This is a genomic window from Bradyrhizobium sp. CCBAU 11386, from assembly GCF_028128955.1.
Lineage (GTDB): Bacteria > Pseudomonadota > Alphaproteobacteria > Rhizobiales > Xanthobacteraceae > Bradyrhizobium.
The window spans coordinates 25,073-49,419 of the sequence record NZ_LBKA01000005.1 but is presented as its reverse complement, the minus strand read 5'-3'; the positions used below and the strand labels follow the sequence as shown (position 1 = coordinate 49,419).

The 24,347-nt window shown below is 64.0% G+C and carries 24 protein-coding genes; 13 read left to right on the top strand and 11 right to left on the bottom strand.

Annotation, left to right across the window (positions count from 1 at the left end; genetic code table 11):
• Nucleotides 1-106: 106 nt before the first annotated feature.
• From rpoB to XI09_RS02235, 11 genes are all read right to left on the bottom strand, one after another.
• Nucleotides 107-4,225 carry a DNA-directed RNA polymerase subunit beta gene (gene rpoB, locus XI09_RS02285; RefSeq protein ID WP_271565509.1) on the bottom strand — a complete coding sequence of 1,373 codons (4,119 nt, stop codon included), beginning with the start codon at nt 4,223-4,225 and terminating at the stop codon, nt 107-109.
• Nucleotides 4,226-4,711: 486 nt separating this feature from the next.
• Nucleotides 4,712-5,089: a 50S ribosomal protein L7/L12 gene (rplL, locus tag XI09_RS02280; RefSeq protein ID WP_271565508.1), complete on the bottom strand. Its 378-nt coding sequence runs from the start codon at nt 5,087-5,089 to the stop codon at nt 4,712-4,714.
• Nucleotides 5,090-5,143: 54 nt separating this feature from the next.
• Nucleotides 5,144-5,662 carry a 50S ribosomal protein L10 gene (gene rplJ, locus XI09_RS02275; protein ID WP_092192758.1) on the bottom strand — a complete coding sequence of 173 codons (519 nt, stop codon included), beginning with the start codon at nt 5,660-5,662 and terminating at the stop codon, nt 5,144-5,146.
• A gap of 581 nt (nt 5,663-6,243) precedes the next feature.
• The gene (locus XI09_RS02270; RefSeq protein WP_271565507.1) at nt 6,244-7,197 is read right to left on the bottom strand and encodes a 2-hydroxyacid dehydrogenase; all 954 of its coding nucleotides are present in this window, start codon (nt 7,195-7,197) and stop codon (nt 6,244-6,246) included.
• Between the two features lie 107 nt (nt 7,198-7,304).
• Nucleotides 7,305-7,997, bottom strand: coding sequence for a 50S ribosomal protein L1 (gene rplA, locus XI09_RS02265; RefSeq protein ID WP_011088163.1), 693 nt, complete (start codon nt 7,995-7,997; stop codon nt 7,305-7,307).
• A 6-nt stretch (nt 7,998-8,003) separates the two neighbouring features.
• Nucleotides 8,004-8,432 (bottom strand): 50S ribosomal protein L11, encoded by a 429-nt coding sequence (gene rplK, locus XI09_RS02260; protein ID WP_011088164.1) that lies wholly within the window; start codon nt 8,430-8,432, stop codon nt 8,004-8,006.
• 220 nt (nt 8,433-8,652) lie between these two features.
• Nucleotides 8,653-9,207, bottom strand: a complete 555-nt coding sequence (gene nusG / locus XI09_RS02255; RefSeq protein WP_271565506.1) for a transcription termination/antitermination protein NusG — start codon at nt 9,205-9,207, stop codon at nt 8,653-8,655.
• Nucleotides 9,207-9,398 carry a preprotein translocase subunit SecE gene (secE, locus tag XI09_RS02250; protein ID WP_007611620.1) on the bottom strand — a complete coding sequence of 64 codons (192 nt, stop codon included), beginning with the start codon at nt 9,396-9,398 and terminating at the stop codon, nt 9,207-9,209. The genes nusG and secE overlap by 1 nt, the downstream gene beginning before the upstream one ends.
• 356 nt (nt 9,399-9,754) lie before the next feature.
• Nucleotides 9,755-11,023: a class I SAM-dependent methyltransferase gene (locus XI09_RS02245; RefSeq protein WP_271565505.1), complete on the bottom strand. Its 1,269-nt coding sequence runs from the start codon at nt 11,021-11,023 to the stop codon at nt 9,755-9,757.
• An 85-nt stretch (nt 11,024-11,108) separates the two neighbouring features.
• Nucleotides 11,109-11,351, bottom strand: coding sequence for a lysylphosphatidylglycerol synthase domain-containing protein (locus XI09_RS02240; RefSeq protein WP_271565504.1), 243 nt, complete (start codon nt 11,349-11,351; stop codon nt 11,109-11,111).
• Nucleotides 11,352-11,601: 250 nt separating this feature from the next.
• Nucleotides 11,602-12,189 (bottom strand): SIS domain-containing protein, encoded by a 588-nt coding sequence (locus tag XI09_RS02235; protein ID WP_271565503.1) that lies wholly within the window; start codon nt 12,187-12,189, stop codon nt 11,602-11,604.
• A 159-nt stretch (nt 12,190-12,348) separates the two neighbouring features.
• Between XI09_RS02235 and XI09_RS02230 the strand changes: the two genes are divergently transcribed.
• From XI09_RS02230 to XI09_RS02170, 13 genes are all read left to right on the top strand, one after another.
• Entirely contained in the window at nt 12,349-13,377 is a 1,029-nt protein-coding gene (locus XI09_RS02230) for an SDR family oxidoreductase (protein WP_271565502.1), read from the top strand.
• Nucleotides 13,378-13,460: 83 nt separating this feature from the next.
• Complete coding sequence (locus XI09_RS02225) at nt 13,461-15,026, top strand: PfkB family carbohydrate kinase (protein WP_271565501.1); 1,566 nt, start codon at nt 13,461-13,463, stop codon at nt 15,024-15,026.
• Nucleotides 15,027-15,054: 28 nt separating this feature from the next.
• Nucleotides 15,055-16,056, top strand: coding sequence for an NAD-dependent epimerase/dehydratase family protein (locus XI09_RS02220; RefSeq protein WP_271565500.1), 1,002 nt, complete (start codon nt 15,055-15,057; stop codon nt 16,054-16,056).
• Between the two features lie 5 nt (nt 16,057-16,061).
• Complete coding sequence (locus XI09_RS02215; protein ID WP_271565499.1) at nt 16,062-16,673, top strand: hypothetical protein; 612 nt, start codon at nt 16,062-16,064, stop codon at nt 16,671-16,673.
• Nucleotides 16,670-17,707, top strand: a complete 1,038-nt coding sequence (locus XI09_RS02210) for an aminoglycoside phosphotransferase family protein (RefSeq protein ID WP_271565498.1) — start codon at nt 16,670-16,672, stop codon at nt 17,705-17,707. The genes XI09_RS02215 and XI09_RS02210 overlap by 4 nt, the downstream gene beginning before the upstream one ends.
• Entirely contained in the window at nt 17,682-18,530 is an 849-nt protein-coding gene (locus tag XI09_RS02205) for a transketolase (RefSeq protein ID WP_271565497.1), read from the top strand. Before XI09_RS02210 ends, XI09_RS02205 begins: the two co-directional genes overlap by 26 nt.
• 10 nt (nt 18,531-18,540) lie before the next feature.
• Nucleotides 18,541-19,500 carry a transketolase family protein gene (locus tag XI09_RS02200; protein WP_271565496.1) on the top strand — a complete coding sequence of 320 codons (960 nt, stop codon included), beginning with the start codon at nt 18,541-18,543 and terminating at the stop codon, nt 19,498-19,500.
• Between the two features lie 8 nt (nt 19,501-19,508).
• Nucleotides 19,509-20,615, top strand: a complete 1,107-nt coding sequence (locus XI09_RS02195; RefSeq protein WP_271565495.1) for a DegT/DnrJ/EryC1/StrS family aminotransferase — start codon at nt 19,509-19,511, stop codon at nt 20,613-20,615.
• The gene (locus XI09_RS02190) at nt 20,605-21,723 is read left to right on the top strand and encodes a DegT/DnrJ/EryC1/StrS family aminotransferase (protein ID WP_271565494.1); all 1,119 of its coding nucleotides are present in this window, start codon (nt 20,605-20,607) and stop codon (nt 21,721-21,723) included. Before XI09_RS02195 ends, XI09_RS02190 begins: the two co-directional genes overlap by 11 nt.
• On the top strand, nt 21,720-22,526 hold the full coding sequence (locus XI09_RS02185) for a sporadic carbohydrate cluster 2OG-Fe(II) oxygenase (RefSeq protein ID WP_271565493.1): 807 nt from the start codon (nt 21,720-21,722) through the stop codon (nt 22,524-22,526). The genes XI09_RS02190 and XI09_RS02185 overlap by 4 nt, the downstream gene beginning before the upstream one ends.
• Nucleotides 22,519-22,911: an LIC12192 family sporadic carbohydrate cluster protein gene (locus tag XI09_RS02180; RefSeq protein WP_271565492.1), complete on the top strand. Its 393-nt coding sequence runs from the start codon at nt 22,519-22,521 to the stop codon at nt 22,909-22,911. The genes XI09_RS02185 and XI09_RS02180 overlap by 8 nt, the downstream gene beginning before the upstream one ends.
• 25 nt (nt 22,912-22,936) lie before the next feature.
• Nucleotides 22,937-23,602 (top strand): class I SAM-dependent methyltransferase, encoded by a 666-nt coding sequence (locus tag XI09_RS02175; protein WP_271565491.1) that lies wholly within the window; start codon nt 22,937-22,939, stop codon nt 23,600-23,602.
• A complete protein-coding gene (locus tag XI09_RS02170; protein ID WP_271565490.1) occupies nt 23,580-24,158 on the top strand; it encodes a WbuC family cupin fold metalloprotein in 579 nt (192 codons plus the stop codon). Before XI09_RS02175 ends, XI09_RS02170 begins: the two co-directional genes overlap by 23 nt.
• The last annotated feature ends 189 nt before the right edge of the window (nt 24,159-24,347 follow it).

Sequence of the window (24,347 nt, the reverse complement as noted above, 5' to 3'; positions counted from 1 at the left end):
GCCTCCGGCGGCAAATTCGAAAATCACTCGAGCGGGGCGCCCTGCCCTCAAGGCCTCAGGAGGGGCGCCAATGCCCGGCCGAGACGGCCGGGCATGAATGGTCGAATTACTCGGCCGCTTCCGACGTCGGCGCCGGTCCCATCTTGGAGTTGTGCAGGTCGACGTTGAGGCCGAGCGAGCGCATTTCCTTGACCAGCACGTTGAACGATTCCGGAATACCGGCCTCGAACGTGTCGTCGCCGCGCACGATCGCCTCGTACACCTTGGTGCGGCCGGCGACGTCGTCCGACTTCACCGTCAGCATCTCCTGGAGCGTGTACGCCGCGCCGTAAGCCTCGAGCGCCCACACCTCCATTTCGCCGAAGCGCTGGCCGCCGAACTGCGCCTTGCCGCCCAGCGGCTGCTGGGTGACGAGCGAGTACGGACCGATCGAACGCGCATGGATCTTGTCGTCGACGAGATGGTGCAGCTTGAGCATGTAGATGTAGCCCACCGTCACCTTGCGATCGAAGGCATCGCCGGTGCGGCCGTCATAAACGGTCGACTGACCCGAAGCGTCGAGACCGGCAAGCTTCAGCATCTCCTCGATGTCGGCTTCCTTGGCGCCGTCGAACACCGGCGTCGCGATCGGCACGCCGCGGCTCAGATTGTGGCCGAGCTCGATCAGTTCGTTGTCGTTGAGCGACTTGATCGTCTCGTCGTCGCCGTAGACCTTCTTCAAGGTTTCCTTCAGCGGCTTGATGTCCTGCTTCGACAAATAGGCATCGACGGTCTGGCCGATACGCTTGCCGAGGCCGGCGCAAGCCCAGCCGAGATGGGTCTCGAGGATCTGTCCGACGTTCATGCGCGAGGGCACGCCGAGCGGATTGAGCACGATGTCGGCATGCGTGCCGTCTTCGAGGAACGGCATGTCCTCGATCGGCACGATCTTCGACACCACGCCCTTGTTGCCGTGGCGGCCGGCCATCTTGTCGCCGGGCTGGATCTTGCGCTTCACCGCGACGAAGACCTTGACCATCTTCATCACGCCGGGCGGCAATTCGTCGCCGCGCTGAAGCTTCTCGACCTTGTCGAGGAAGCGCTGCTCGAGCCCCTTCTTCGACTCGTCGTACTGCTTCCGCATGGCCTCGATCTCGGCCATCAGCTTGTCGTTGGGCGACGCGAACAGCCACCACTGCGACTTCGGGTACTCCTCGAGCACCGCACGGGTGATCTTGGTGTCCTTCTTGAAGCCCTTCGGACCCGCAATGCCCTGCCGCCCCTCGAGGAGCTCGGCAAGACGGTTGTAGACGTTGCGGTCCAGGATCGCCTGCTCGTCGTCGCGGTCCTTGGCCAGACGCTCGATCTCTTCCCGCTCGATCGCCAGCGCACGCTCGTCCTTGTCGACGCCGTGGCGGTTGAACACGCGCACTTCCACGATCGTGCCCTGCACGCCCGGAGGAACGCGCAGCGAGGTGTCGCGAACGTCGGAGGCCTTCTCGCCGAAGATGGCGCGCAGGAGCTTTTCTTCCGGCGTCATCGGGCTTTCGCCCTTCGGCGTGATCTTGCCGACCAGGATGTCGCCGGCGCGCACTTCCGCGCCGATGTAGACGATACCGGCTTCGTCGAGGTTCTTGAGCGCTTCTTCCGAGACGTTCGGAATGTCGCGGGTGATTTCCTCAGGTCCGAGCTTGGTGTCGCGGGCCATCACCTCGAATTCCTCGATGTGGATCGAGGTGAAGACGTCTTCCTTCACGATCCGCTCGGAGAGCAGGATCGAGTCTTCGAAGTTGTAGCCGTTCCACGGCATGAACGCGACCAGCACGTTGCGGCCGAGCGCGAGCTCGCCGAGATCGGTCGACGGACCGTCGGCGATGATATCGCCCTTCTTGACGATGTCGCCGACCTTCACCAGCGGACGCTGGTTGATGCAGGTCGACTGGTTGGAGCGCTGGTACTTCATCAGCCGGTAGATATCGACGCCCGACTTGGTCGGATCGAGATCTTCGGTGGCGCGGATCACGACGCGGGTGGCGTCGATCTGGTCGATCACGCCCGAGCGGCGCGCCGCGATCGCGGCGCCCGAGTCACGGGCAACGACGCCTTCCATGCCGGTGCCGACGAACGGCGCCTCGGCGCGAACCAGCGGCACCGCCTGGCGCTGCATGTTCGAGCCCATCAGCGCGCGGTTGGCGTCGTCGTTCTCGAGGAACGGGATCAACGCCGCGGCGACCGAAACGAGCTGCTTCGGCGACACGTCCATGTAGTCGACCTTGTCCGGCGTCACCGGCAAGACTTCGCCGGCGTGACGGCAGACCACGAGGTCTTCGGTGAAGCGGCCCTTCGGGTCGAGCGGCACGTTGGCCTGCGCGACCGTGTAGCGGCCCTCCTCCATCGCCGAGAGGTACACGACCTCGTCGGTGACGCGGCCGTCCTTGACCTTGCGGTACGGCGTCTCGACGAAGCCGTACTTGTTCACGCGCGCGAAGGTCGCGAGCGAGTTGATCAGGCCGATGTTCGGACCTTCCGGCGTCTCGATCGGGCAGATGCGGCCGTAATGCGTCGGATGCACGTCGCGCACCTCGAAGCCGGCGCGCTCGCGGGTCAGACCGCCCGGTCCAAGCGCCGACAGGCGGCGCTTGTGGGTGATCTCCGACAGCGGGTTGGTCTGGTCCATGAACTGCGAGAGCTGCGAGGAGCCGAAGAACTCGCGCACCGCGGCAGCCGCGGGCTTCGCGTTGATCAGGTCCTGCGGCATGACCGTGTCGATGTCGACCGAGGACATGCGCTCCTTGATCGCGCGCTCCATGCGCAGCAGGCCGATGCGGTACTGGTTCTCCATGAGCTCGCCGACCGAACGCACGCGGCGGTTGCCGAGATGGTCGATGTCGTCGATCTCGCCCTTGCCGTCGCGAAGGTCCACCAGCGTCTTGATGACGGAGAGGATGTCTTCCTTGCGCAGCGTGCGCTGGGTGTCGGGCGCATCGAGGTCGAGGCGCATGTTCATCTTGACGCGGCCGACCGCGGAGAGGTCATAGCGCTCGGCGTCGAAGAACAGCGACTGGAACATGGCCTGCGCCGAATCCAGCGTCGGCGGCTCGCCCGGACGCATCACGCGGTAGATGTCGAACAGCGCGTCCTCGCGCGTCATGTTCTTGTCGGCCGAGAGCGTGTTGCGGATGTAGGCGCCGACATTGACGTGGTCGATGTCGAGCAGCGGCAGTTCCTTGTAGCCCTGCTCGTTGAGGGCCTTCATGTTCTTGTCGGTGATCTCCTCGCCGGCCTCGGCGTGGATCTCGCCGGTCTTGGGATTGACGAGGTCCTCGGCGAGGTAGTTGCCGACGAGCTCCTCATCCGACAGGCGCAGCGCCTTCAGCCCCTTTTCCTGCATCTGACGCGCACCGCGAACGGTGAGCTTCTTGCCGGCCTCGAGCACGACCTTGCCGGTGTCGGCGTCGATCAGGTCGTTGATGGTCGAGTAGCCGCGGAACCGGTTGGCGTCGAACGGAACGCGCCAGCCTTCCTTGGTCCGCTTGTAGAGGATCTTCTTGTAGAACGTGGACAGGATCGCCTCGCCATCAAGGCCGAGCGCGAACATCAGCGACGTCACCGGAATCTTGCGGCGACGGTCGATACGCGCATAGACGATGTCCTTGGCGTCGAACTCGATGTCGAGCCAGGAGCCGCGATACGGGATCACGCGGGCGGCGAACAGCAGCTTGCCCGAGGAATGGGTCTTGCCCTTGTCGTGGTCGAAGAACACGCCGGGCGAACGGTGCATCTGCGAGACGATGACGCGCTCGGTGCCGTTGACGATGAAGGTGCCGTTCATCGTCATGAGCGGGATGTCGCCCATGTAGACGTCCTGCTCCTTGATGTCCTTCACCGACTTGGCGCCGGTTTCCTCGTCGATATCGAACACGATGAGGCGCAGCGTCACCTTGAGGGGGGCCGCGAAGGTCATGCCGCGCTGGCGGCACTCGTCGACGTCATATTTCGGCTGCTCGAACTCGTAGCGGACGAATTCCAGCATCGAGGTGCCCGAGAAGTCGGAGATCGGGAACACCGAGCGGAACACCGCCTGCAGACCCTCGTCGAGACGGCCGCCCTGGGGTTCGTCGACCATCAGGAACTGATCATAGGACGCCTTCTGAACCTCGATGAGGTTCGGCATCTCGGCGACTTCCTTGATGTGTCCGAAGAACTTGCGAACGCGTTTGCGACCGGTGAATGTCTGCTGCGCCATCGTGGCCTCTCATTTCGTCGCCCGCTCCGGGCGCGCCGTCCAGGACGCAGCTGCCGCCGCTCCCCGGGTTGAATTTTTCGAACCCGTTTTGGGGACCGAAAATCCAGTTTCAGGCCGTCATGTCCTGAATCTGTTCTTCAGACCTTCAAAACGCAAAACGACGCGCGGGGCGCATAGGCACGCCCGCCCGTCTCAACGATTGTCTTCACGGACTGCAAAAGCCCGAAATAGCCTGCTCTCCCAACGGCTTACAGGGAAATCCGGAATCCCTGCCCACCGCGCTTTCGTGCTGTCGACCCGATATGGGGCGACAATAGTGCAGATTCGAGGAGTAAACCCTCCAATCCCCACACTTTTTCGTGTTCGGCCTGCGTCGGGACGTTCCGTCGCACGCCTTTTGCATCCGGCCCGCCCTCCGTAAGGGTGGACCAAGATCCCGGGCCTCGCTTGACGCTCGCCCGGGATCTCGTGCCAGCAAGCTTGCGCTTACTTGAGCTCGACCTTCGCGCCAGCCTTCTCGAGCTGGGCCTTGATCTTGTCGGCTTCTTCCTTGTTCACGCCTTCCTTCAGCGGCTTCGGAGCACCCTCGACGAGGTCCTTTGCTTCCTTCAGGCCGAGACCGGTGATGGCGCGGACTTCCTTGATGACCTCGATCTTCTTTTCGCCGGCGCCGGCGAGAACGACCGTGAACTCGGTCTTCTCTTCCGCCGGAGCGGCGGCAGCGCCACCACCAGCCGGGCCGGCCACGGCGACAGCCGCGGCAGCCGAAACGCCCCACTTCTCTTCGAGGAGCTTCGCGAGTTCGGCAGCTTCGAGCACGGTGAGGCTCGAGAGGTCGTCAACGATCTTCTGCAAGTCAGCCATTGTTCAGTTTCCTTACGTGTAAGTCTGGTTCGGGTTTGAGTTTTGCGAAGGGCGTCAGGCCGCTTCGCCCTTTGAGGCATGAGCCTGGATGACACGCGCGAGCTTGCCCGCGGGCGCATTGGCGAGCTGAGCGAGCTTGGTCGCCGGGGCCACAAGCAGGCCGACGATCTTGCCGCGCAGTTCATCAAGCGACGGCAGCGAGGCAAGCGCCTTCACGCCGTCGACATTCAGGACGGTCTTCCCCATCGAGCCGCCGACGATGACGAACTTTTCGTTCGCCTTGGCGAATTCGATGGCGACCTTTGGCGCCGCTACCGGATCGTTCGAAGTGGCGATCACGGTCGGCCCCTTCAGCATGGGGCCGATGGCAACGACGTCAGTGCCTTCAAGAGCAATTTTGGCGAGACGGTTCTTCGAGACCTTCACCGAGGCACCCGCCTGCTTCATCTGCTGGCGCAGCTTCTGCATCTGGGCGACGGTGAGGCCGGAATATTGAGCAACGACCGCGACGCTCGTGGTCTTGAAGACCCCATTGAGCTGTTCGACCGCTTCTTTTTTTGCCGCTCGTTCCACAGCAAGCTCTTTCCGGTTGGCGGTCATCGCGAAAGCGGGACCGCCGGGTTGCACCCATCGTCCCACCCAAACCTGAACCTCAGGGGGCAAACCCTTCGGACACGCCGGGCAAGACGACAATTCAAAGCCTGCCCTCCGGGAGCCCGTTAGAGCCCACGGCGTGTCGAGGTCCGAACCAGACCCGTTCCGCAAACCAGCCCTTAAAGCTGGGTGCGAAGTGAAATCCGGTCTTCACCCGTCTATGCAGGCCATGCGATTAAGCCGTTGAGAAATCGAAATTTCCCGCGGGCGCCTGCAGTCTTGGACAGGACAAGGTCAGCCGGCGAACCGCCTGACCTCTGCCCGCATTCCACCAACCGACGGGTTTCCCTTCCTTTTCCGGCAAATCCTCGCGGACGTCCTGAAAAGGAATGATCTCCTGTCGTGTCGGGTTTTCGGAATGCGTGCACGAACGCGCCAGCCGAGGCCGGCACGTCCGGAGGCGGTTCTTTAACCGCTCCGGGCCTGCTTGCCAAGAGCAAAATTCACACCAGTTCCAATCCGTTGCCGCAGGCGCTTGACCCGGGCTGACAAGGACCGATTCAGGCCGATTTGACCCCGTAAGGCAGCCGCTTGCCCTCGAAGAACGCGCCGAGGTTCGCCAGCACGCAGTTCTGCATGGCGACGTGCGATTCCAGGGTGTGGCCGCCGAGATGGGGCGCAAACACCACGTTGGGCAGCGCGGTCAGGCTATCGGGCGCGTGCGGCTCCTTCTCGAAGACGTCGAGGCCGGCGCCGGCGATGGTCTTGTCGGAGAGCGCCACGACCAGGGCCCTCTCGTCGATGACCGAGCCGCGGGAGATGTTGACGACATAGCCGTCCGCACCGAGGCGCCCCAGGATATCGGCGTTGACGACGTGCTGGGTTTCGGCCCCCGCCCGGACCGCGATCATCAGCACGCTGCACCAGTCGGCGAGCGCCTCCAGCGTCGGGAAATATTGATAGGGCAGATCGTATTTGGTGCGGCTGAAATAGCCGATTTCGCTCTCGAAGGCGGCGCAGCGCGCGGCGATCTTGCGGCCGATCTCGCCCATGCCGTAGACGCCGATGCGGCGGCCGGGCATGCCGGCCTGCGGGCGCATCATCGGCGAGGGCTTTGACGCGGCCCAATCGCCACTGCGGACATACTGGTCGGCAACCAGGATCCGCCGCGTCGTCGCCAGCATCAGGGTCATCGCGATGTCGGCAACCGAGGCCGCATTGGCGCCCGGGCTGTGGCCGACCGCGATGTTGCGCGCGGCGGCCGCCTTCAGGTCGACGCCGTCATAGCCGGTGCCGTAGCAGACGATGGCGCCGAGTTTCGGAAACAGGTCCATCGCCTCGGCCCCGAGCGGGGTGCCGCCCGCAGTGAGCATCGCGCGGATGCCGCCGAGCTCGTCGGCCGAAAACACCTCCCGCGCGGGCTTGCCGCCGGTGTCCAGCAGTTCGAACCGCTCGGCGAAGCGCGCCATCATCGTCTTGGGGAAGCGCGAGTAGATCAGGACCTTGTCAGCCATTGTTCTTGATTCCGGTGAACGCCGCCACAAACGAAGAGGGGCGGAATCGGTTGCCCAATTCCGCCCCTCGCCTCATGCAATTTCCAAACCTCTAGCCGAGGCAAACCTTAGCCGAGAATGGTGCCCGGCTCGACCTTCACGCCGGGGCCCATCGTCGAGGACACCGCAACGCGCTGGATGTAGGTCCCCTTGGAACCGGCCGGCTTCGCCTTCGAGACAGCGTCGGCCAGGGCCTTGATGTTCTCGACCAGCTTCTCCTCGGAGAACGAGGCCTTGCCGACGCCGGCCTGCAGGATGCCGGCCTTCTCGACGCGGAACTCGACCGAGCCGCCCTTGGCACCCTTCACGGCACCGGTGACGTCCATGGTCACGGTACCGATCTTCGGGTTCGGCATCAGGCCGCGCGGGCCCAGCACCTTACCGAGACGGCCGACCAGCGGCATCATGTCGGGGGTGGCGATACAGCGGTCGAAATCGATCGAGCCGTTCTGCACCTTCTCGACCAGGTCTTCGGCGCCGACGACGTCGGCGCCCGCAGCCTTGGCCTCGTCGGCCTTGGCGCCACGGGCGAACACGCCGACGCGGAGCGTACGGCCGGTGCCGTTCGGCAGGGTCACGACGCCACGGACCATCTGGTCGGCGTGACGAGGATCGACGCCGAGATTGATCGCGACCTCGATGGTCTCGTCGAACTTCGCTTTCGCGCGTTCCTTGACCATCTTGATGGCTTCCGCGAGCGGGTAAAGCTTTTCGCGGTCAACACCTTCGCGGGCTTTGTTCAAACGCTTTCCGATTGCCATGACCGCTTACCCCGCCACTTCCAGACCCATCGAACGGGCAGAGCCCTCGACCATCTTCATGGCCGATTCGATGGTGTCGCAATTCAGATCCTTCATCTTCTTCTCGGCGATCTCGCGCACCTGCGCCTTGGTCACCTTGCCGGCCTTGTCACGGCCCGGCGCCTTCGAGCCGGACTGGATCTTGGCGGCCTGCTTGAGGAAGTAGGACATCGGCGGCGTCTTCATCTCGAAGGTGAAGGAACGGTCCGCATAGATGGTGATGATCACCGGGATCGGGGTGTTCTTCTCTTCCTTCTGGGTCTGGGCGTTGAACGCCTTGCAGAACTCCATGATGTTGAGACCGCGCTGACCAAGCGCGGGACCGATCGGGGGCGAAGGATTCGCCGCACCGGCCGGGACCTGAAGCTTCAGGTATCCGGTCACTTTCTTTGCCATGTATCACTCCTGGTGTGCCGGCGGGGCCGGCGGTTTCAGGTTCGTGGTCTGGGTCGGATGCGGCTGGCAACCGCCCCCTCCCTCCCACGGCCTCTCTTTAGAGACGTCGCCGCCTCCACTCCCGTCATGCCCGGGCTTGACCCGGGTATCCACCAATCTTCGCAAAACCAGTTCCACGAAGGAGATGGATTGCCGGGTCAAGCCCGGCAATGACGAACGGTCAGACCTTCTCGACCTGACCGAATTCCAGCTCGACCGGCGTGGCGCGACCGAAGATCGATACCGCGACCTTCACGCGCGAGCGCGCCTCGTCGATTTCCTCGACCACACCCGAGAACGAGGCGAACGGGCCATCGGCCACGCGCACGTTCTCGCCGATCTCGAACGACACCGACGCCTTCGGCCGTTCCACACCTTCCTGCACCTGGTGCAGGATGCGCATGGCCTCGGCTTCCGAGATCGGCATCGGCTTGTTTTCCGCGCCGAGGAAGCCGGTCACCTTCGGCGTGTTCTTGATCAGATGAAACGCCTCGTCGGTCAGCTTCATCTTCACCAGCACGTAGCCCGGGAAGAACTTGCGCTCGGCGTCGATCTTGCGGCCGCGGCGCACTTCCGTGACCTTCTCGGTCGGAACCAGCACCAGCTCGAACAGTTCCTGGAGCCCGCGCTGCTTGGCCTGCTCGCGGATCGATTCGGCCACCTTCTTCTCGAAGTTCGAATAGGCGTGGACGATGTACCAGCGCTTGTCGGACAATTGAGCGGTTGCTGTAGCCATCAGTGAATGCCCAAGAGGAAGGTGATGAGGTAGCGGATGATCTGGTCGGCGGCGAAGAAAAAGATCGAGGCCACGGCGACCATGACGAACACCATAATGGTGGTGATCGTGGTCTCGCGACGGGTCGGCCAGGTGACCTTGGCGGTCTCCGAGCGGACTTCCTGCAAGAACTTGAACGGGCTGACTGCCATCGTTTGATGTCCAACGTCCGTCGACAGACGCGAATGAATTTCAGGGATCCGAACAGCCGCCGTTGGCCCAGCCCTCTGTCTCGAAGGATGAGCCGGAAACCGGGCTCGATTGTTCGGGGATTTCAAAGCCGCGCCGGAGATCCGCGTCTAACGGGCCGGCTGCAGGTGGCGGGTATCTACTGCGAACGGGGCCAAACGTCAAGGTAGCGGCTCATCCGCCCGGCGTCCCCTCGCCCCCGCAGGCCTACGGCAGAGCCCATGCGAATCAACGGTTTACCGGGCCGGGCCGCGCAGCCTTCCGACGCGCGAACCGGCCTGACCGCCCGCCTCGCGCTGACGGCGGCCCCAGACCAGCGTCAATCGGCCCGGTCGACCATGGAAATGCCCGGCAACGGCACCACGAACTTTCCGCCGTCCGCGAAATAACGGGCATGCTTGGCGCAGATCGGGTCGACGTAGCGCCAGGCGAACACGACGACGAACGCCGGCTTGCGCTCGTAAAGGGCCGCGGGCGGCAGGATCGGGATGTCGTAGCCGGGGCCGGCCATCACGTTCCCCTTCTTGGGATCGTCGTCCACCAGGAAGTCGATCTTGCTCTCCAGACCGAACTGCGGCAGCAGGGTCGTGGTGCCGACGGAGACGCCATAGCCGGCGACGAGTTGACCGCGCGCGTGGGCGGCATCGGCCATCGCGACCAACTCGTCGCGAATGGCAGCGATCCGCTTCACGTAGGGCGCATAATAGGCCGGCTGATCGACGCCGAGCCGGTCTTCCTCTGCGATGAACCGCGCGACCTCCGCCGACGGTTTCTTCGCGCCGCCGGCGCGCTGCACCGTCACGCGGATCGAGCCGCCCTTGGTCCAGATGTGCTGGACGTCGATCACTTCCATCCCGAGCCGCGCGAAGAAGCGCGTCAGCGGCTTGATGTTAAAATACGACAGATGCTCGTGATAGACGGTGTCGAGCAGGTTCTTCTCGGTGACGTCGACGCCGTATTGCGTTTCGAAGACGAACAACCCGTCCGGCGCAAGCACATCGCGAACCCCGATCACCAGCGGATCGAGATTGTCGACATTGGCGATCATGTTGTTGGCGATCACGACGCTCGCCGCACCGTGGCTTTTCAGGATGCGGTGCCCGACGGCGTCAGTGAAGAAATCGCCGATGGTTTCGATGCCCGCTTCCGTCGCGCGCCGCGCGATGTCGACGGCGGGATCAACGCCCAGCACCCGCATGCCACGCTCCTTGAAGAAGCCGAGCAGCGATCCGTCGTTGCTGCCGAGTTCGACCACCAGCGATCCCGGCGCGATTCCGAAGCGGCTGACGACGTCGCTGGCATAGCCTTCGAAATGCTGCCGCAGCCCGAGCGAGAGCGAGGTGGTGTAGACGTAGTTGCGGTACTGGACCTCCGGATTGCCGACATGGAGAATCTGGAGGTGGCCGCAGTCCCTGCACAGATGCAGCGCCATCGGCACCGCAGCCCTGAAGACGGGATCGTCGACGCTGGCGTCCGGCACCTGGAAGTTCGGCGTGCCAATGGGCATGCCGGCCATCGGGACGACAAGCTCTTGCTTGTCCGAATGACAGAGGCGGCAGGTACGACGGACGTAGAACAGGTTTTTCATCGTGGAACCGGAAAACGGAGAGATGTGCGCGGGTGGGACAATCTCACCCTGTGAAGATCAGATCGACGGCAATGGTTCAAGCGGGTCAAGGGTGGCTCGATACCTCCTCGGCCCTCGCCAGCCCGTAGTTCGGCGATTCTTCCGCAGCCTTCGCCCCCTCGCGAACGCCCCAGCCGCTGATCGAGATCGGAGCGGCCATCAACAGCACCACCGGCGGAATCAGGATGCCGGCGTCCAGCACCGAGAGCTGCGCTCCGACGCCGCGCGCCAGGGCATAGCAGGCCGCCGCCGTCACGAGATGGATGAGGAGCGCCGATCCGAGGAGCAAGCCGCAGCACGCGGACTGCACGAGAAGAAACCCGACGAGCGCGCCGAACCGAACGAAGCTTGCGATCGCGGGTGGCGCGATGAGGCGCCAGCGCGAGAGCTAACAGGAACGGGTCGACGGAAACGAGATGAGTCCGCAACCGGCTCAGATCGAGACCGCGCGCGATGTAGGCCGGCACGGCGATCGACAGCAGCAGCCTCAGCGAAAACAGAACCGTCTGTTTAAACCGCGACTGCATCCGATACCCGCCTCAGGACGCCGGGTATTCCGCGCGACCGATGACGAGGTCGATCGCGGCCATCATCCAGAACTGGTGCGTGGTCTCGACAATGTTGTAGCTGCGGCTGTCCACCCAGAAATTGACGTCGCCGAGATTACGCAGGGGATTGTCCGCATTCATGCCCGAGAGCGTAATCACACCGAGCTTCATCGTCCGCGCCTGCGCGACCGCATTGAGAATGTTCTTCGAGCGCCCCGACGAACTGATCGCGACGAGGCAGTCGCCGGCGCGGGCGTTCAGCCGCACGGCGTGCGCGATCCAGTCCTCGAAACCGTAGTCGTTGGCGAGGCACGACATCATGCTTGCATCGCTGAAGCACAGCGCAGGCACCGATGCGTTCTTTGCCAGATCGATCGCCAGATGCGAGGCGATGCCGGCCGAGCCGCCATTGCCGATGAAGACGACGCGACCGCCCTGCTCGCGCGTGCGCAACCAGGTCGCCCGGGTGGCGGAGATCCCCGCAAAAATACTGTCGTCTATCGCCGTCGCGCGATGGAGGCGTCCCACGTAATCGTCGAGGAAGGCCTTGTGATCGGGATCGACGGACTCGGCAGGCATGGGCTGGCGACTCGATTGAAGCATGCCGTCGTGATACCGACTATTACCAGGGATTGCAAAGGCATTGCAAAACTTGCGTGCGGCTGGTAGTCGGCTTTCGGGTGTCACTCAACATTGGCGAGCCTGTTTCGCTGGGCATTCGCATCACGGATGTTTCCCATGAAATGCATCGTTACTGGCGGCGCCGGTTTCATTGGAAGTCACCTCGTCGATCGACTCCTCGACGACGGTCATGAGGTGATCGCGCTCGACAATTTCGTCATCGGACGTCCCGAGAATCTGTCGTCGCATGCTGATTCGAGCCGGCTGAAGATCGTGCGGGCCGACGTCGCCGAGCTTGATTCGATCAGGCCGCACTTCGACGGCGTCGACTGGGTTTTCCATCTCGCGGCGCTGGCCGACATCGTCCCCTCGATCGAGTCCCCGACCCCGTATCATCGCGCCAACGTCGACGGCACGGTCAACGTTCTCGAAGCTGCGCGGCACGCGGGCGTCAGGCGCTTCATGTATGCGGCGTCATCGTCCTGCTACGGCATTCCCGACGTCTACCCGACGCCGGAGAACGCCGAGATCCGGCCGATGTATCCCTACGCCCTCACCAAGAATCTCGGCGAGCAGTGCGTCATGCACTGGTGCCAGGTCTACAAGCTTCCGGCCGTGGCGCTTCGCCTGTTCAACGTGTTCGGGCCGCGCCATCGCACCACGGGCACCTACGGTGCCGTGTTCGGCGTCTTCATGGCGCAGAAACTTGCCGGCAAGCCCTTCACGGTGGTGGGCGATGGCGAGCAGACCCGCGACTTCACCTTCGTCAGCGATGTCGCCGACGCCTTCGTGACCGCCGCGCGCTCCGACGTCTCGCACGAAATATTCAACGTCGGCTCCGACAACACCTACAGCGTCAACCGTCTGGTGGACCTTCTCGGCGGCGACAAGGTCCATATTCCCAAGCGTCCCGGCGAACCCGACTGCACCTACGCCGACATCACCAAGATCAAGCAGGTCCTGAAATGGGCGCCAAAGGTGAAATTCGAGGACGGCGTCGCGACGATGCTGAAGTCGATGGACCAGTATAAGGACGCGCCACTCTGGACGGTGGACAAGATTGCCGACGCCACCAAGGACTGGTTCAAATATCTTGGTGACGAGGACGACGCGGCGGCCGGTGCGCCGCGGAACGCAAGCCACTGAACAGGTTCGCCAGGTATCGTTGCTGCGAGTCGATCAATTCCGCGTCGGCCGGCTGAGGCCGGCCGGCGCTTTGGGTAGTTCACATGGCTAATACTTCGACAGACAAGCCGGCTGTCCATCCGGCACCGCACGAGAAGATCAAGACGATCGAGGAACTGGGCGCCGTCGCGCGGGCCGCGCAGGCCGAGGGCCGCACCGTTGCGCTGTGCCACGGCGTGTTCGATCTGGTGCATCTCGGCCACGTCCGGCACATCCTGGCGGCGCGCAACGAGGCCGACGTGGTCATCGTGACCGTCACCGCCGACCGTTTTGTCAACAAGGGCCCGGGACGGCCGATCTTCCCGGAGAGCATGCGCGCCGAGATGCTGGCCGCGCTCGGCACGGTCGACTGGGTCGGCATCAATCAGACCTCGAGCGCCGAGCCGGTCCTCGATACCGTGCGCCCCGACATCTACGTGAAGGGTTCTGACTACGAAAACCCCGAGGATGACGTCACCGGCAAGATCGCCATCGAGCGAGAGGCCGTCGAACGTCATGGCGGCCGCATCGTCTTCACGCGCGACGTGACCTTCAGCTCGTCGTCGCTGATGAACCGCTACTTCGACATCTACGATCCCCCTCTGCGCGACTACCTCCAGAAGGTGCGCGAAAGCGGTGGCGCCGAACGCCTGCTGAAGCTGATCGACAAGATCCAGGACATGCACGTCGTGCTGGTCGGCGACACCATCATCGACGAATACCAGTACGTCACGGCGCTCGGAAAGGCTTCAAAGGAAAACATCGTCGCCACCCTGTTCAAGAATGGCGAGCAATTTGCCGGCGGCGTCATTGCCGCTGCCAATCACGTGGCGAGCTTCTGCAAGTCGGTGGAGATCGTCACGACGCTGGGTGGCAAGGACTACCCGGAAGAGTTCATCCGTGCGCATGTCCGCCCGAATGTCACGCTCACGCCGATCCGCATTCAGGGCCGCCCGACGACCCGCAAATTGCGGTACGTCGAGCTGGGTTATCTGCACAAGCTCTTCGAAGTCTACACCATGGACGACACGCCGCTCGACGAGGCCGAGCGCAAGGAGATCGACCGCATCACCGCCGAGCGCGTTCGCCGCGGGGATGTGGTGATCGTCACCGATTTCGGTCACGGGATGATCGCTCCAAGCACAATCGATGCCCTGATCGGCAACTCCAAGTTCCTGGCGATCAACGCCCAGAGCAACAGCGGAAACCACGGCTACAATCTGATCACGAAGTATCCGCGGGCGGACTACATCTGCATCGACGCGCCGGAAGCGCGGCTGGCCGCCACCGACAAGTTCAGCGACATCGCGTCGGTGATCGAGACCACCCTGCACAGAAAGATCGACTGCGACAACATGATCATCACGCACGGCTCCTTCGGCTGCTACCCCTTCTCGTCGAAGACCGGCGTCGCACGCGTGCCCGCTTTCACCAAGACCGTCGTCGACACCGTCGGCGCAGGCGATGCCTTCCTGACGATCACGGCGCCGCTGGTTGCCGCCGGCGGCAATATCGAGGACGTCGCCTTCATCGGCAACGCGGCAGGCGCGATCAAGGTCGGCATCGTCGGTCACCGCAACTCGGTTGAAAAGGCCCCCCTGGTCAAGTTTGTGACCGCGTTGCTGAAATAGCGCACAGGAAGAATCCTGGAGAACGACAGTGATTGATCAGAAATGGAACGTGATGGTCACCGGTGGCGCCGGCTATGTCGGCAGCGTGCTGGTTCCCCAGTTGCTGGCAGCGGGCCACAAGGTCACCGTGCTCGACCTGTTCATGTATGGCGAATCCGTCTTCGACGCGGTTCGCAACAATCCGAACCTTCGCCTGATCAAGGGCGACATCCGCGATGAGGCCGCGATCAACGAGGCCCTGCGCGGCAACAACGCGGTGATCCACCTCGCCTGCATCTCCAACGACCCCTCGTTCGAGCTGGATCCTGCGCTCGGCAAGTCCATCAACTACGACTGCTTCCGGCCGATGGTGCGCGCCGCGAAGAGGGCCGGCATCAGGCGCTTCATCTACGCCTCCTCCTCGAGCGTCTACGGCATCAAGGACGAGGCCGAGGTGACCGAGGAGCTGTCCTGCGAGCCGCTCACGGACTACTCGAAGTTCAAGGCTATGTGCGAGACCGACCTTGCCGACGAGGCCGCGTCCGGGTTCGTCGCCTGCACCGTTCGTCCCGCGACCGTCTGCGGCTACGCACCGCGGCAGCGACTCGACGTCGTCGTCAACATCCTGACCAATCTTGCGGTCAACACCGGCCGCATCCGCGTGTTCGGCGGAACGCAGCGCCGGCCCAACCTGCACATCGAGGACATGTCCGCGGCCTACCTGTTCCTGCTTCAGCAGGACGACGCGAAGATCGACGGAAAGACCTACAATATCGGCTACGAAAACCACTCGCTGATGAAGATCGCCGACATCGTCAAGTCGGTGGTCGGCAGCAATGTCGACGTGGTCATCGAGCCGACCGACGATCTGCGCTCGTACCATGTCTCTTCGGAGAAGATTCGCCGCGAGCTCGGATTTGCGCCGACGCACACCATCGAGCAGGCCGTGTCCGGCCTTGTGGATGCCTTCAAGGCCGGCCGCCTGCCGAACTCGCTCAACGACCCCAGGTATTTCAACATCAAGATGATGCAGAACATCAGCCTGAAGTGAGCGGCGTGCGGATCGGCATCGATTTCGACAACACGATCATCTGCTACGACAAGGTCTTTGCCGCCGTCGCGCGTCAGCGTGGGCTGGTGCCGGAGGGCTGGGAGGGACTGAAGACCGACGTACGGGATCATCTGCGATCCCGCGCGGGCGGCGAGCTTGCCTGGCAAGGGCTGCAAGGCTTCGTCTACGGCAAGGGTATTGGCGGCGCCGATATCTATCCGGGGGTGCGGGAATTCCTCGCGGCGTGTAGGCAAGCCGGCGCGAAGGTCTACATCGTCAGCCACAAGACCCGGTTCGGCCACCAGGACCCCGACTGCACCGACCTGCGTGACGCCGCACGCAGCTGGCTGCGGGAGGCTGGCCTGATCGACGCTGCGGACGCGGCGCTGGCCGTCGGTGACGTCTATTTCGAGGACACGCTGGCCGGCAAGGTCGAGAGACTTGCGAACCTGAAGCTCGACGTCTTCATCGACGATCTCGTCGAGGTCTTCGAGCAACCGCATTTTCCGAAGGCCACGCGATCGATCCTGTTCACGCGTTCGCAGCCTCCCCACCCCGAACACTGCAAGCCGATCGCGACATGGGCCGGCATCCGCCACGAGGTGTTTGCGGAATGAGCGAGCCCGACATCAGCGCGCCGGATGCAATGGCGATCGGCAGCCGCCTGGCCGGGGCGCGGGTCGCGGCCGCTCAACCGGCGCGGGCCGGCGGCAACAACAGGGTGTTTCGGCTGGAGATGGCGGAGGGACCGCCCCTCGCCCTGAAGCATTATCCGTCCGACGGGCGCGATCGCCTGGGTCAGGAATATGACGCACTCTCGTTTCTGTCGCGCCACGGCATCACGTCGACGCCGCGGCCGATCGCGAAGGACGCGGATGCGTTCTGCGCGCTGTATCAATGGTTCGACGGCGAGGCGGCGGTCCTGCGCCCCCAGGGCAACGATGCCGACCAGTTGGCCGAGTTCCTGATCGCGCTGCAAAAGCTGCGAGACGCCGAGGGCGCCCGGACTCTGCGGAACGCCTCGGCCAGTATCTTTTCGCCCGAGGAAGCCATTGCGCAATACGAGCAGCGGCTGGACGGACTGAGGCGCGCCTCGGATGATCATCCGGACCTGCGCGCCTTCATGGACGACAGCCTGATTCCCAGCACGGCCATCGCGATCCGGCAGCTCCGCCGGCGCTATGCGGAACTCGGCTGGGATCCCGCAGCGGACATTGCGCCCGCGCATCGCGCATTGAGTCCCTCCGATTTCGGACTGCACAACGCGCTACGCGCCGCGGACGGCCGGCTGCGCTTCATCGACTTCGAATATTTCGGCTGGGACGATCCGGTCAAGCTGGTGTCCGACACCGCGATTCACCCCGGCAGCGATCTGCCCGAAGCCGAAGCAAATCGGTTGATCGAACGCCTCACACAAGCTTTCGCGGCTAGGGATGATGCGTTTGCGATCCGCCTTGACGTACTCTATCCTGTGTTTGGGGCGATTTGGTGCCTGATTGTCCTGAATGCCTATTTGCCGGAAAGCCGCTCCCGACGCGCCTTGGCTGCGCAAGGTGGCGACCTGACGGTCCGCCTCGCCGGTCAGCTCGACAAAGCCCGCCGGCTCCATCAAACGATTTGCCAACGTGATCCAGATCTCACCCCACGCTGAAACCGCCCTCACCTGCACGCTCGACGAGCGCAGCCTTTACTTGCGCCGCCTGGTGCTCGGATCCGTCCGCTCGGCGGGACGCGGACATGTCGGTCCGGCGCTGTCGCTGATCGAAATGGTCCGCGTGCTCTACGACGACGTGCTGCGGATCGACCCGAACAACCCGCGCGATCCGGACCGCGACCGCGCGATCCTCAGCAAGGGACACGGTTGCCTGGCGCTCTATGCGCTGTTGGCCGACCGCGGCTTCTTCCCCCTGTCGGAGCTGGAGGGCTTTTGCGGCCCGGACAGTATTCTGGGCGGACATCCCGAATACGGAATGGTGCCGGGGGTCGAAGCCTCGACCGGCGCGCTTGGACATGGCCTGTCGATCGGTGTCGGCCTTGCGCTCGCCGCGCGCATGCGCGAGCGCACCTACCGCACCTTCGTCCTGCTCGGCGACGGCGAGATCAACGAGGGATCGGTGTGGGAAGCCGCCATGGGCGCGGCCAAGCACGGGCTCGACAACCTGGTCGCGCTGATCGACTACAACAAGCTCCAGAGCTACGGGCCCACCGACTACGTCCTGCCGCTGGAGCCCCTCGCGGACAAGTGGCGCAGCTTCGGCTTTGCCGTGCAGGAGCTCAACGGCCACGACGTCGGCGCCCTGCGCACCGTCCTGAAGCAGGTCCCCCCCGTTGCGGGCAAACCCACCGCGATCATCTGCCATACCGTCAAGGGCAAGGGTCTGCCGGCCGCAGAATCCAACGCCGATTGGCATCACAAGAACAAGCTGACCGACAGCGAGCTCGACGCGATTCGCGTAGCTGTCGGCGATTTTTGATCGGCACCCCATGCGCAACACCGCCATGAACATGGTCCACAAGCTCGCCGCGCGCGACGAGCGTGTGCTTTACATCGGCTCCGATCCCGGCGCGGGCACCTTGCGCGCGATGAGCAAGGAGTTTCCGAAGCGCCATCTGATCGAAGGCATCTCGGAAGCGCACATCATCGGCATGTCGGCCGGCCTGGCGATGGAGGGCTTCGTGCCCTACGTCAACACCATCGCGACATTCCTCACCCGCCGCTGCTACGAGCAGGTGGCCGTCGACCTCTGCCTGCACAACCTGCCGGTGCGGCTGATCGCCAACGGCGGCGGGCTCGTCTATGCGCCGCTCGGCCCCACCCATCAGGCGATCGAGGACATCGCCATCATGCGGGCCCTGCCCAACATGACGGTGGTGTGCCCGTGCGATGCCGACGAAGCGGCGCGGCTGATGGAGCAGACCCTCGACTGGACCGGACCGATCTACATCCGCCTGGGAAAAGGCGGCGACGCCATCGTCTCGAAGGCCGAGCACGGCTTTGGGATCGGCAAGGCCATCCTGATGCGCCCGCCGGGTGACGTCCTCCTGGTGACCACCGGGATCATGCTTCAGCGAGCGCTGGCCGCAGCCGACCTGCTGGCCGCACAAGGCGTCCGCGCCGGCATCCTGCACATGCATACCGTCAAGCCGCTCGACACCGAGGCGCTGCTGCAAGCGATCCGCGGCACCAAGCTCGTGGCGACTCTCGAGGAGCATGTCCCCTCCGGCGGCCTCGGCAGCGCGGTCGCGGAGACGCTGATCGACAAGCTCGGATCAGGCCTGCCGGCGATGCTGCGGCTGTCGCTGCCGGACCGCTTCATGCACAATTACGGCTCGCAGGACTCGCTGCTCAAGAAGCACGGGCTTTCCGCCGGCGCCATTGCCACCTCGATCGAGCGCGCACTTGCCGCCTCGCACACCTCCTCCCCTCAACTCCATTCCACCTGACGGGCCACATGTACGACGTTCGATATTCCTATCTGCTCGAGCAATTCTCCGATCCAGCCCCCATCCTGGCCGAGATCGGCCGGCTGGTGGCGACCGGGGACTTCACCCTTGGCAAGCCCGTCGCCGAATTCGAGCGGCGTTTTGCGGAGCTGATCGGTGTGCGCCACGCCATCGGCGTCGGATCGGGCACCGACGCGCTCAAGCTGCCGCTCAAGGCGCTCGGCATTGGCCATGGCGATGAAGTCATCACCGCCGCCAATACGTTCATCGCGACCGTCGGCGCCATCGCGGAGACCGGGGCAAGGCCCGTGCTGGTCGACTGCGACGATTCGTTCTGCATGAACGTCGACTATGTCGAAGCCGCGATCACAGCGAAGACCAAGGCGATCATGCCGGTTCAGCTGACCGGCGAGGTCACCGACATGGGCAAGCTGATGGCGATCGCCCAGCGCCACAACATCCCCGTCGTTGAGGACGCCTGCCAGGGCATCCTGTCGGAGTTCGCGGGAAAGCGCTCCGGCACCCACGGCATCGCGGCCGGCTTTTCCCTGCACCCACTCAAGAACCTGAACGTCTGGGGCGATGCCGGCGTCGTCGTCACCAATGACGACGGGATGAACGAGCGGCTCCGGCTCATCCGCAACCACGGCATGAAGAACCGCGACGAGATCGCGATCCTCGGCTGCAATTCGCGGCTCGATTCCCTCCAGGCGGTGGTCGGCAACTGGCTGATCGGCCAGACCAGCGAGATCACGCGGCGCCGGATCGAGAACGCGGCCTATTACGACGCGGGACTCGCCGGCCTGCCCGGCCTGCGCATCCCGCCGCGCCGGCCCAACGTGAAGCACGTCTATCACCTCTACATGGTGTTCGCCGAGCGTCGCGACGAGCTCTATCAGTACTGCCTGGACAACGGCATCGAAGCCAAGATCCACTATCCGATCCCGCTGTATCAGCAGGAAGGTCTCAAGCATCTCGGTTACGCCCCGGGAACGTTCCCGGTCACCGACCGCCACGCCAAGGAAGTCATCAGCTTCCCGGTGGACCAGCACCTGACGCGCGCGCAGCAGGACCGCGTCATCGAGACCGTTCGGAAGTTCTGCCATGGACGCTGACACCGGCCGCCGGCGCATCGGTTACGTCAATCTTCCGGCGCAATTCGAGGAAGAGCGCGCCGAGATCATGCAGGCGGTCGAGGGCGTCTTCCAGCGTGGCGATTTCATCGGCGGGGCGGCGGTCGGAAAGCTCGAAGAGGAACTGTCCGCCTATCTCGACTCGCCGCATGTCGTGACGCTGAATTCCGGCACCGATGCGCTGATCCTCGCGATGAGGGCGCTCAACATCGGTCCCGGCGACGAGGTCATCACCCCGCCGAATTCGTTCGTGGCATCGACCGCCGCGATCATCGCAGTCGGCGCCTCGCCGGTCTTTGCGGACGTGCTGCCGGACCAGAACATCGATCCGGCCGCGGTCGAGGCCGCCGTCACGCCGCGGACCAAGGCGATCATGCCGGTGCACCTGACCGGGCGCATGGCCGACATGAACCCGCTGATGGCGATCGCCGCCAAGCACGCTCTCGCCGTGATCGAGGACAGCGCCCAGGCCGTCGGCTCGACCTATGACGGGCGGATGAGCGGCACCATCGGAACGTTCGGCTGCTTCTCCGCGCATCCCCTGAAGAATCTCAATGCCGCGGGCGATGCCGGCTTCCTCGTCACCGCCGACGCCGAGCTTGCCGCACGAATTCGCCGCCTGCGCAATCACGGCCTGATCAACCGCAGCGACGTCCAGGAATGGGGCATCGTATCGCGGCTCGACACGCTTCAGGCGGAAGTGCTGCGAATCCGCCTGCGCCATTTGCCGTCGGTGATCGAGCGCCGACGGCGCAACGCCGCGCAATACCGCGCCGAGCTTGCAGGCCTGCCCCTGTTCATTCCGCCCTGCCGCAACATCGAGTTCAATACGTTCCACACCTTCGTGGTGCAGACCGACCGCCGCAACGACTTCCAGAAATATCTTGCCGACAAGGGCATCGAGACCGCGATCCACTATCCGGTGCCGATCCACCTTCAGCCGGCGGCAACGCATCTTGGTCTGGGGCGCGGCGCGTTTCCGGTCACCGAGCGGCAGGCGGATCAGATCCTTACCCTTCCCATCAACCAGTTCCTCTCGGCCGCCGATATCAGCTATATTTGCGCGACCGCCCGGGAGTATTTTTCATGACGGACACGGCTTTCCTCGAGGCCGACGAGCAGGCGCTGGCGCAGCGCTTCATCGACGACGGCTTTGTCACCACGCCGGCCGACGACCGCGCCGGGCTCGACCGGATCCAGCGGCGCGCCGCCGAGCTCGCAGCCGATTATCTGAAGCTGCCGCACAGCAACGATCCCTACGGCCTGCTCGACACCATCCACACGCGCGTGAGCGTGGACGATCTCAACGGCCTGCGGCTCCACGTGTTCAACGGCCTCAACGCCGAGCCCTGGTTCCGGCCGACCTATTTCCGTCTGGCGCGCTCGACGATCGAGACCATCGTCGGCAACGAGCTCTGCATGCAGCGGCGCGTCAATCTCAGCATCCAGATGCCCGGCGACGACTCCTCGCTGCTCGCCACCCACTCCGACGTCTGGTCGGGCGACTCGCCGTTCGAGGTCGTGGTGTGGGTGCCGCTGGTCGATGTCCACCGCACCAAATCGATGTATCTGCTGCCGCCGTCCCTGAACGGCGACATGCAGGACCGGATGGCGAGCCTGCGTAGCGCCGAAGAGCTGTACAAGACGATCAAGCCGCACGCGACCTTCATCGAGATTCCCTACGGCCACGTGATGCTGTTCAACCAGACCCTGATGCACGGCAATCGCATCAACGAGGAACCCGGCACGCGCTGGAGCATGAACTGCCGCTTCAAGAGCATCATGTCCCCCTACGCGGACAAGCGCTTCGGCGAATTCTTCGAACCGATCCTGCTGCGCCCGGCAACACGGGTCGGCATGCAATACAAGCTGCCGGGAGGCTTCCATGGCTGAGCGCGTCGGCCATCGCGGCTACATCGGCGCGCGGCCGCTGAACGGCAGCCGTACCCCGCAGCACGTCCAGAACATCGTGATCCGCGACTATGCCCGGCGGAAGAACCTGCAATATCTGCTCAGCGCCGCCGAGCACACCATGCCCGGCAGCTACATGGTGCTCGAGGACATCCTGGACGAGCTGCCGCGGCTGCGCGGCCTGATCCTTTACAGCATCTTCATGCTGCCGCCCGACGAGGCACGACGGCGGGAGATCTACGACCGCGTGCTGCGCGAGGGCTGCGACCTTCACGCAGCCGTCGAGGAGATCACGCTTTCGTCGCGGGACGGCATTCAGGCCGTCGAGGACATCCTGCTCGTCAATAAATTCGCGACCATCCTGTGACGATGTCGCGGACCGGTCGACGATCATGACCGAGATCAACCTGCTTCAGCCCATGCACGCATCGACCAAGCGGGACTACGTTCAGCGCGTGGTCGAGCATGACAAGGCCGAATCCGCCACCGTGGCGCGGCAATGGGGCCGCGACTACTGGGACGGCGACCGCCGTTACGGCTATGGCGGCTATCGCTACGACGGACGGTGGCGCCCGCTCGCCCAGACCCTGATCGACCGCTACGGCATCGAGCCGGGCGTGAGCGTGCTCGATGTCGGTTGCGGCAAGGGCTATCTGCTCTACGAGTTCACCCAGCTCGTCCCCGACCTCACGATCGCGGGCATCGACGTCTCCGAGTATGGCATCGCCAACGCCAAGGAGGAGGTGCGGCCGCACCTCAAGGTCGGCAGCGCCGTCGAGCTGCCCTACCCCGATCACAGCTTCGATCTCGTGGTGTCGCTCGGCGTGCTGCACAACCTTCCGCTCGAGGACGTCTTCCGCGCGGTGTCGGAGATCGAGCGTGTCGGACGCGGCGCTTCGAAATATCTGATGGTGGAATCGTTCCGCAACGAGCGCGAGAAGGCAAACCTCCTCTACTGGCAGCTCACCTGCCTGAGCTTCCACGGTCCGGAAACGTGGGCCTGGATCTACGACAAATGCGGGTATCGGGGCGATCATGGGTTCATCTTCTTCGAATGAGACGGCCAGCCTGGGCCGGCCGACCTCGCTGCGTGCGCAGAATCCGGAAGTGTACTATTCGGACGACGCCATCGTCACGGCGGACGATGCCACGATCGCGGAGCTGAAGCGCATCGCCGCTGGCAACCCGCGCCTGCGCAGCCGGCTGTGCACGCATCCCGATCCCTCGTCCGGCCTGCACGAGATGCTGATCGTGCATCATCGCGAGGCCTATGTGCGGCCCCACAAGCATTTTGGCAAACCTGAATCGTTTCACGTGATCGAGGGTACGGCGCAGGTCGTGATCTTCGAAGATGACGGCCGCATTCGCGACGTGCTCGAGATGGCACCATACGGCCAGGGCAAGCGCTGCTACTACCGGATGCCCGAACAGGTCTTCCACTCGATCCTGATCACCTCGGAATGGCTGGTGTTTCACGAGACCACCGCCGGTCCCTTCGACCCCTCCCGTACGGTATTTCCCGACTGGGCGCCGGATGGCAGCGAAGCCGCCGCAGTCCAGGACTATGTCACAAAGACTGGCGCGCTCGCCGCGGAGCATCTGATGGGACGTTAGATTTCGACTGGTACCGCTACTCGACTATTCCGCCTTGAACGCTCGAGGACGACCTACCCGATGAAGCTGCCTACGTTGTGCGCGACTTCAGAAAGATCGCATTGGGGACCGCCGACACGGCAGAAGCCACCTTCGATCCCTTGGTATAAAGCGCATCCAGAAGCGGAACTGCGATTTTTGACTGAACGG

Bases quoted from the DNA above. Each gene is read 5' to 3' on its own strand.
- rpoB (WP_271565509.1), bottom strand. From the start codon at position 4,225: ATGGCGCAGCAGACATTCACCGGTCGCAAACGCGTTCGCAAGTTCTTC.
- rplL (WP_271565508.1), bottom strand. From the start codon at position 5,089: ATGGCTGACTTGCAGAAGATCGTTGACGACCTCTCGAGCCTCACCGTG.
- XI09_RS02270 (WP_271565507.1), bottom strand. From the start codon at position 7,197: ATGGCTGACAAGGTCCTGATCTACTCGCGCTTCCCCAAGACGATGATG.
- rplA (WP_011088163.1), bottom strand. From the start codon at position 7,997: ATGGCAATCGGAAAGCGTTTGAACAAAGCCCGCGAAGGTGTTGACCGC.
- rplK (WP_011088164.1), bottom strand. From the start codon at position 8,432: ATGGCAAAGAAAGTGACCGGATACCTGAAGCTTCAGGTCCCGGCCGGT.
- nusG (WP_271565506.1), bottom strand. From the start codon at position 9,207: ATGGCTACAGCAACCGCTCAATTGTCCGACAAGCGCTGGTACATCGTC.
- secE (WP_007611620.1), bottom strand. From the start codon at position 9,398: ATGGCAGTCAGCCCGTTCAAGTTCTTGCAGGAAGTCCGCTCGGAGACC.
- XI09_RS02245 (WP_271565505.1), bottom strand. From the start codon at position 11,023: ATGAAAAACCTGTTCTACGTCCGTCGTACCTGCCGCCTCTGTCATTCG.
- XI09_RS02235 (WP_271565503.1), bottom strand. From the start codon at position 12,189: ATGCCTGCCGAGTCCGTCGATCCCGATCACAAGGCCTTCCTCGACGAT.
- XI09_RS02230 (WP_271565502.1), top strand. From the start codon at position 12,349: ATGAAATGCATCGTTACTGGCGGCGCCGGTTTCATTGGAAGTCACCTC.
- XI09_RS02225 (WP_271565501.1), top strand. From the start codon at position 13,461: ATGGCTAATACTTCGACAGACAAGCCGGCTGTCCATCCGGCACCGCAC.
- XI09_RS02210 (WP_271565498.1), top strand. From the start codon at position 16,670: ATGAGCGAGCCCGACATCAGCGCGCCGGATGCAATGGCGATCGGCAGC.
- XI09_RS02200 (WP_271565496.1), top strand. From the start codon at position 18,541: ATGCGCAACACCGCCATGAACATGGTCCACAAGCTCGCCGCGCGCGAC.
- XI09_RS02195 (WP_271565495.1), top strand. From the start codon at position 19,509: ATGTACGACGTTCGATATTCCTATCTGCTCGAGCAATTCTCCGATCCA.
- XI09_RS02190 (WP_271565494.1), top strand. From the start codon at position 20,605: ATGGACGCTGACACCGGCCGCCGGCGCATCGGTTACGTCAATCTTCCG.
- XI09_RS02185 (WP_271565493.1), top strand. From the start codon at position 21,720: ATGACGGACACGGCTTTCCTCGAGGCCGACGAGCAGGCGCTGGCGCAG.
- XI09_RS02180 (WP_271565492.1), top strand. From the start codon at position 22,519: ATGGCTGAGCGCGTCGGCCATCGCGGCTACATCGGCGCGCGGCCGCTG.
- XI09_RS02175 (WP_271565491.1), top strand. From the start codon at position 22,937: ATGACCGAGATCAACCTGCTTCAGCCCATGCACGCATCGACCAAGCGG.
- XI09_RS02170 (WP_271565490.1), top strand. From the start codon at position 23,580: ATGGGTTCATCTTCTTCGAATGAGACGGCCAGCCTGGGCCGGCCGACC.